The sequence below is a fragment of the Roseateles sp. P1_C6 genome (assembly GCF_056406315.1).
In genome coordinates this window covers 1-6,580 of the sequence record NZ_JBFUAK010000027.1, presented here as the reverse complement: position 1 = coordinate 6,580, position 6,580 = coordinate 1, and the positions used below count along the sequence as shown (strand labels likewise).

Below are 6,580 nucleotides of genomic sequence, written 5' to 3'. Positions count from 1 at the left end.
GGCGGTCGAGGCGCCTTCGAGCTGGCCGGCGTCGACCTCGTGCTGGCGAACCCAGGTGTGCAGCGTCTGCGGTACGCAGCCGATCTTGCCGGCGATGGACTCGATGGCGGCCCACTGCGACGGGTGCTCAGCGCGGTGCTCCAGCACCATGCGCACGGCGCGCTCACGGACCTCAGGCGAAAACTTCGTGGACTTCCTCATAGCTCTATTCTCTTGAGTTGGAGCCTCCTCGAAACCCGGGGCGGTTCATACAGATGAGCCTCTCCACCCGACAGTCAAAACTTCGTATCGAGTTGGTTGCAGTCAGGTGCGCTGCCCTCCACCACCGTGCATTCGACGCCTGAGCCCATCCCGGTAGAGCACCGCGCCAATGCCCGTGAGCACAACTTGGTCCTGGTCGCTCAGATGGCCCGCCGCCAGGTCCATCCAGGCCGCAAGACGAACGACAGCGTCATCCAAGGTCGCGCCGTCTCTTTGAATATCCAGCAGTTCCGCCCCTGCTTCGAACTGCGCGATGCGTGGGTGGTGCATGCGACCACCTCCTTAAATCGAAGATCTCGTTGAGGACCCGCGCCAGCCGTTTTCCAGCCTTGACGATCTGCCGTTTGACAGTCGCGACGCCGGCCGCGTCGTAGGCGTCATCTGCGGCGAACGACAAGCGCTTCCCCTTGCAGCTGAACCCATCGAAGTTGTAGGCGATTTGCCTGGCGATTTCATTTGACTCAGTGGCCCAAGCATCGACCATGCTCGACTCGCTTGCTGGCGAGGTTTCTTGTGCTGTGGCCCAGCTCGTCGCAGCGGCTTCCTCCGACATTCCGCGAACCGCTGCCCTCACCAGGCTGGTGTCCCAGTAGGTGTGGAGCTTGCAGGCCGTCGGCTCCCTTGCGCCGAACTCGACGCACAGCCGGTTCGTCACCGTCACCCCGTTGCCCCCAAAGTCGCCGTTGTCGGCAGCGTGGAGCGGCTGATGAATGTCCCCAACCAAGTGCACGAGGACCCGAAGCCCTTTCAAGGCCTCGGACGGGCTTCCAGTCCTCAACACGTCGCGAGCCCATTCAATCCGGCCAGACGCGCAGTTGCCGTTCTTGCAAGAAGCCTGAGTCGGACCGCACGCATGCACGGTGACGAAATGCCATCGCTGCATCGTCCTACCTGCGGGCGTGTCTCTGACCTCATCCATCCAGTTGGCGACCGAAGCCAGTGAGTCGGCTTGCATGATCTTTCGCACCGCGATCCGAGTACGGGGCGTCAACTCAGCATCGGCGACGAAGCCCACCATGCGGTGCCCTAGGCTGCCCCAGGCCCAAACACTGGAGCTCGCGATCAGGGCGCAAGCTGCCACGAGGGGGCGAAAAAAACAGAGCCTTTTCACTTCGTTCTCTGACTATGGCTAGAAGCTCGCCGTTGCGACCCAGACCTGTGCCTGATACCCAGACATCAGATGTTTTCTTGTGAGCGCTTGAGCGGGTCGGCGAGGTCATTGGCGGCCGTAGCGCACTCCGCCAACAGTGCCACTAGCTCGTCGTACCCCAGCTGGGTATGCCTGGTCTTGAACCCAGCGTTGTTCAGCCACATGGGCACGGTGTCGCCGTCATCATGCTTTCCAGCCAAGATGTCGCCGGCCCAGTGCTTGATGGTGTTGGCAATGTGGTACGCCCGCTGCTCGGGGCTACCGTCATTCTTCGTGAACACATCCTGCCCCGACAGGCACTTGATGAGGTCGACGAAGTGCTGCAGGTTGAGAAAACAGGCCTCCCACGCCCTCAGCACTCTGTAGTAGCGGCCCGAAGGGGGGTTGCCTTCCTGCGTCACCGCCAGGAAATCCTTCGTCAGGGCGGCTCCCTGCTCGAAGGCCTCGAAGCTCGCCTGGGCTCGATAGATGATGTTGAAGGCCAGTTGCCGCTGGTGCCCTTTGTACTCCGCACGGAAAAGCTGGTTGAGGAAGTGGTTTGCCAGCCAGTGCTGAACCTTCTCGCCAGTCACGGTCGGCTCGGGAATTGACGCCTCGGTGAACGTGTAAATCTCTGGCGCGATGTACCGGTTGATGATCTCTTCGCTCCACTGAACCATCTTCTGCTTCCGGGTGAAATGGAAGTCTCGATTAGACCCGTGTGCGGCCTCGCCAAGAGGCGCTCCTGGTCCTAAGGAATTGGCGTGCGCGTGGGTATTGACTGCGTCAGATCACTGAGTCGCCACCATCGTCCTTCGGGCTGCCTGCCTTACGAAGGGCTGGCCACTTTCGCGGTCGGAATTTTGGCACTGGACCTGTCATCAGTTCTCCCAGACGCAGGTCACCGCTAGCGAGTTTCTCGTCTTGAAGACGCCCCTCTTTTTCGAGGCTGTCGATGAACCAAGCCTCTCTTTGAGGCAGCCACGACAGCGATTCGAACTCGAAGAAGATCCGCGCAAAGGACTGCGTGGAAATGGCAGCCATAGCGCTGGTGGCCGAATCAGCGCCAAGCCTCCTCACGACAATTTCGAAGTTCGGGTCATCCACGAACTGCGCATCCAGCCCGTGGTCGGTGAACATCTGAACCAGCACCGTGGTGTCCAACAAGATCCCGATCGAGATCTCGCCGCTGATGAATTCGTAGAGGGCTGTCGTATCCCGTATCGACAGCGTGAAGGGGTAGTAGGGCATCCATTTGCCCTCTCTCTTTAGCTCGTTCAGCAGAGTCAACATCTTTCCACTGCCTGAGCCGAAATCGAGTTCATCGATCTGTTCAGCATCGCGGGTGCAGAAATAGGTGAGCCCCTCCGCAGGTGAGGCCTGACCAATGCCGTCTCGCCGGGCCTGTGCGATGCACTCGTTCATGACGACGCCATGGTTGATTTCACTGACCGGAGCCACGACGCGCTTGACGTGCTTGAGTCCACGAAAGTTCACGGCTTCGTCCGTGGCCAGAAAATCGTGAAGCTGCTTCAAACCACTGAGTTGCCGATCCACTCGAGCGTTTCGGTTCGAACTGGACTTCACTTCAACGGGGAAAGGGTCCGGCCCGACAAGGATGCAGACGTCACCATGCCGCAGCGTGTTCGTGATGTCGCACAAGACAGCCGGGTACTCGCGCTTGAGAGCCGTACTCAGCACTCTCCATTCCAGCCGGAAACCGTCCTTGCCCAAAAGCGCACCGGCGTGCGGCTTGACCGAGTAGTCGGTGCTGTCGTACAGCATGTGTTTCAGTGCGTACTTGTCGCAGTAGAGGAACACGATACCGTCACCAAAACAGCGCCAGATAAACAGCATGTGCTGGGCTGTCTCGATGGCATCGCCCACCCGCCCAATCCTGTCCTTGAGGGCCGCTGCTTCCTTCTTGTCGAGCCGTCCTCTGCGCTTGGCCGCGTTTAGCGCTGCACGTAGCCGCTTCAACCGGGCCACTCGCCTCTCCGTGCGGCACAGGAGCCGAACCAGCCTCCGCTGCAACGCCAGCAGCAGTCGGTAGTTTCCCTGGTCCCCCTCGAGTCGCCGGAGCATGTTCCCGACCTCTCGGATGGAGTCCCTGTACTGGTCGTATGAGCCCATGACCGCCAATATAGGCGGCCAGTTTGGACCGGCGTCCTCCGTGCTTACCTTCGCGGCTGGCCTCAGCACTAGAGACGGAATCGACAGGCACTATCGGATTTGCTAGCGTGATATCCGACTTCATCGCGCTGCTATCCGTGATTTCCTGCACTCAGCTGTTCGACTTTCGCTGTGATCTCCACTGCTGGCGGTCACACCGAGAGGCGCGAGAGAGCAGGCTGGGCAGCGCAGCCAGAGCCAGCCGTCCACTTTGATGCGGCGAGCTGTCCGACTTTGCCGCCACCGCCCGGCCTCTCCGTTCCGATTGATCACGAACGGCGTTGCTGCTTGGCGCGCACTCCCCTGCAAACATGCAGCGGACCTTGCGCTGTCAAGGGACTCGGCCATTGCAGAGAGCAACACAAGGCGTCTTCTTGATGCCCCTAGAAATAGGGGCACCCTCGGCGCTTCTCAGACGAATTCCCCCGTGTTTGCGGGTGAAGAAGCGTAAAGCCGTCATGTCCTGAACCTCAAAATTCGTCGGCCTGCCGCTGCTGCGGAACGGTGCCAGCCCGCCATTTTTTATGCGAGCGGCTAAAACGATTTCAGGGAGCTCAGAAAATGTCGATCAAGTCCTTGCGCGCCCGTGCGGCGGCTGCTCTGCGTCGTGCTTCCAAGACCGCGTCCACCCGCGTCGAACCCAAGAAGCCCGAGCCCTGGAAGATCGAGACCCTGGAGCCCAAGCTGCTGCTGTCAGCCGACGCGCTGCCGGCCGTGCACCTGCTGGCGACACAGAGTCAGGCGACGGCGCCCAAGGTCTACGGCTTCGAGCGCGGCGAGGGCGCGGCCTGGGTGGACGCGCGTGCGGCGGGCGATGACGCCTCCGGCCTGCTGCAACTGGGCCAAGGCATTGCGCCGAGCGACGTGGCAGTGCGCCGCGTCGGCGATGACGCCACCAGCGAAGCGACTGCGCTGGAGCTGGCCCTGCGCGGCAGCGCCGACCGCGTGCAGATCCGCGGTTTCTTCACCGACGCGAACCCGGTGCAAACGGTGGCCTTCGCCGACGGCACGCACTGGAGCGCCGACGAGTTGCCCGGTCTCATTGAGACCGGCCCCCAACGCCACGCCACGGCGGCTGACGCGAACGCAGCCAACGCGCCCACCACGTACGACGCCACGACGGAGTTCAGTAGCTCGACCAATCCCGCCGGCGTGTGGACATACGGCTACTCGCCGCAGGGCGGCAGCGCCTATGCGCTGACCCCTTTCGACCAGCCGTCAGGCAGCGCCTGGAACAAGGCCGGCTACGTCACCCTCGGCGTGCCCTTGATCTGGAAGAACACCGGCGGCTCATCTCAATATGGCGTCGGCGCGGGCCAGATGGCCCTGCATCCCGGCCCGGTCGCCGGCGGCGATTACGCGGTGCTGCGATTCACCGCGCCAGCCGACGGGATGTACACCGTGACCGGACAGTTCTTCGCGGGTGACAGCGGCTCGATGAGCGGCAGCGTCGTGCTCAACGGCAATCTGCTCCAGCCACTGCAGCACTTCGCCAACACCACCGATGCATCGGTGTTCTCGTTCGCGCCGCTGCAGATGGCCCGCGGCGAGACGCTGGACTTCGTGGCGGGCAACAACAACGGCAGCTTCTACAGCGGCAACACGCCCCTCACGGTCTCCATCGAACGCACGGCCGTCCTCACGCCCTCCGCCGGTGACAACCTCTACCTCTTCGGCCGCGGCGACGGAGCGACCACCGTCCGCTCCTACTCCGACCCCAACCTCGGCAAGATCAACACGCTGCAGTTCAAGAGTGGCGTGCTGCCCGCGGACGTCAGCGTCGCGCGCGCCGCTGACACCCAGGCCGGTGGCAACGTCGCGCTGGCGCTGACCATCAGCGGCACCGCCGACGTCATCACCTTCAACGGCTTCCTGTACGGCGGTACGCCGGCTAATCAGTTCAACGGCCTGCAGCGCGTCGTCTTCGCCGACGGTACCGTCTGGGATATCTCGCACCTGCTTTTCCTGCTGGGCATGGGCACGGCGGGCAATGATTCCCTGACGGGCGCCACCGGTGCCGACCTGCTCAACGGCGGCGCGGGCAATGACTCGCTGAGCGGCGTCGGTGGCCCTGACACGCTGTACGGCGGCAGCGGCAACGACAGCCTGGACGGCGGCGCCGGTGACGACCTCCTCGACGGCGGCAGCGGCAACGACACGCTGCAGGGCAGCAGCGGCAACAACACCTATCTGTTCGGCATCGGCGGCGGCCAGGACGTCGTCGGCAACGTGCTCGACAACACGATCGGCAAGCAGAACGTGCTGCAGCTGCAGGCCGGCATCACCGCCGACCAGCTGCGCTTCAAGCAGGTCTACACCAGCTTCTGGGGCTGGAACGCCGACCTGGAAGTCGCCATCGCCGGCACCACCGACAAGATCACCTTCGGCGCCGGCTGGCGCGGCATCTACGGCCTGAACGACTACGCCACGCTGCAGCTCATCCGCCTAGCCGATGGCACGGTGCTGGACGGCAACGCCATCAAGGCTCGGCTGTTCGCCGGCACCGACGGCGCCGACACCATCGGCGGCACAGCTGCGGGCGAGGCCATCAGCGGCGGCGCCGGCAACGACACCATCCGAGCCAGCGACGGCGACGATACAGTGCGCGGCGGCAGCGGCAACGATGCGCTGTATGGCGAGAACGGCGCCGACCCACTGTACGGCGACGACGGCGATGACACGCTGGAGGGCGGCGACGGCAACGATCGGCTGGAAGGTGGCGCTGACAACGACACGCTGGAGGGTGGCTACGGGAACGACGCACTCGATGGCGGTGCCGGCAATGACACGCTGCGCGACGGCTACGGCAGCGACACCATCCTGTTCGGCCGCGGTGACGGTCAGGACCGTGTGTACTTCGGCTACAACACCGGCGGCAATGTCAACACGCTGCAGTTCAAGGCCGGCGTAGCGCCCGCGGATGTCACGGTCAAGCAGGCCTACGACACCTACTGGGGCGGCAACAACAACGCGCTGGAGCTGAGCATTGCCGGTACGACCGACAGGATCACCTTCAAC

The 6,580-nt window shown here is 63.2% G+C and carries 5 protein-coding genes; 1 reads left to right on the top strand and 4 read right to left on the bottom strand.

All coding sequences use genetic code 11. The features are described from left to right. The 4 genes from AC1D29_RS29495 to AC1D29_RS29480 form a co-directional block, all read right to left on the bottom strand. The coding region (locus AC1D29_RS29495; RefSeq protein ID WP_477903542.1) for a transposase at positions 1 to 201 on the bottom strand (201 nt) is incomplete at its 3' end. A 250-nt stretch (positions 202 to 451) separates the two neighbouring features. Further along, positions 452 to 1,342 (bottom strand): S1/P1 nuclease, encoded by an 891-nt coding sequence (locus tag AC1D29_RS29490; protein WP_477904324.1) that lies wholly within the window; start codon positions 1,340 to 1,342, stop codon positions 452 to 454. A gap of 95 nt (positions 1,343 to 1,437) precedes the next feature. After that, complete coding sequence (locus AC1D29_RS29485) at positions 1,438 to 2,070, bottom strand: hypothetical protein (RefSeq protein WP_477904322.1); 633 nt, start codon at positions 2,068 to 2,070, stop codon at positions 1,438 to 1,440. 106 nt (positions 2,071 to 2,176) lie between these two features. Then, the gene (locus AC1D29_RS29480) at positions 2,177 to 3,379 is read right to left on the bottom strand and encodes a hypothetical protein (RefSeq protein ID WP_477904320.1); all 1,203 of its coding nucleotides are present in this window, start codon (positions 3,377 to 3,379) and stop codon (positions 2,177 to 2,179) included. 744 nt (positions 3,380 to 4,123) lie between these two features. On the opposite strand from AC1D29_RS29480, the gene AC1D29_RS29475 reads away from it, so the two are divergent. Then, the coding region (locus AC1D29_RS29475) for a calcium-binding protein (RefSeq protein WP_477904318.1) at positions 4,124 to 6,580 on the top strand (2,457 nt) is incomplete at its 3' end.

Excerpts from the sequence above, each read along its gene's own strand:
- AC1D29_RS29485 (WP_477904322.1), bottom strand. The coding sequence starts at position 2,070 with ATGGTTCAGTGGAGCGAAGAGATCATCAACCGGTACATCGCGCCAGAG.